General features: G+C 74.9%; 1 protein-coding gene. It reads left to right on the top strand.

The genetic code is table 11. The features are described from left to right. Nucleotides 1–131 precede the first annotated feature (131 nt). A complete protein-coding gene (locus ACFWDI_RS40970) occupies nucleotides 132–989 on the top strand; it encodes an LLM class flavin-dependent oxidoreductase (protein WP_385312193.1) in 858 nt (285 codons plus the stop codon). Nucleotides 990–1,108 lie beyond the last annotated feature (119 nt).

The raw sequence follows: 1,108 nt of genomic DNA, 5'->3' as shown, positions 1-1,108 counted from the left end.
CCGGGCGGGGGTCCCCAACCCCCCCGGCTGGGTTTGGGGGGGGGGGGCGCGCAACCCCAACCCCCGCCGGCGATTGAGGTGCGGAGTCGGGGGGCGGAGCCCCCGAACAAACCGACGATCAAGGAGACCCCGTGGAGATCGGAGTGGGCCTGCCCACCACAGTGCCGGACATCGACGGGCGCCGGCTCGTCGACTGGGCGCGGCTGGCGGAGAACCACGGGTTCTCCAGCCTCGGCACGCTCGACCGTCTGGTGTACGACAGTTATGAGCCGCTGACCTCGCTCGCCGCGGCGGCCGCCGTGACCGAGCGGATCCGGCTGACCACATCCATCCTGCTCGCCGCCTACCGTCCCGGCACCCCGTTGCTGGCCAAGCAGCTCGCCACGATCCATGAGATCTCGGGCGGCCGGCTGACGGTCGGGGTGGCGGCCGGCGGCCGCGACGACGACTTCCGGGCCACCGGCGCCCCGTACGGCGACCGCGGGAAGCGTCTTGACTCCATCCTCACCGAACTGGCGGAGGTCTGGGGCGGCAAGGGCCCGGTCCCCGGCATCGGCCCCTTCCCGAAGGGCGAAGGGCCGGAGATCATCGTGGGCGGCCACACTCCCGCGGCGATGGCTCGCGCGGCCCGGTTCGCCGACGGCTGGATCGCAGGCGGCAGCTCGGCGACCGCCTATGCCGAACTGGCCCGCCAGGCCCGTGAGGCGTGGCAGGCCCGGGGCCGTACGGACGCACCGCGGCTGGTGGCGCTGGTGTACGCCTGCCTGGGGCCGGGCGCCCAGGAGGTCGCCGAGTCGTATCTGCGCGCGTACTACTCGTTCATCGGCCCGAAGGCGGAGATGGCGGCGAAGGCGGTCATCACCGATGCGGCACGGCTGCGGGAGACGGCCGCGGCGTACGAGGCGGCGGGCTGCGACGAGCTGCTGGTCTTCCCCTGCACCGCCGAGGCGGGGCAGCTGGAGTTGCTGGCAGGGGCGACGTTCGGCTGAGGGACCGGGCGCCGCACACAGGAGGGTGGGGGGGGGGCGCCGGGCGGGGCCCCCCGGTGGGGCGGGGTTTGTTGAGACCCCCCCGCCGGCCCCCCCCGCCCCGGGGCCCCGCGAGTCAA

It is taken from the genome of Streptomyces sp. NPDC060064 (assembly GCF_042736455.1).
GTDB lineage: Bacteria > Actinomycetota > Actinomycetes > Streptomycetales > Streptomycetaceae > Streptomyces.
This window is presented reverse-complemented; position numbering and strand designations above follow the sequence as displayed.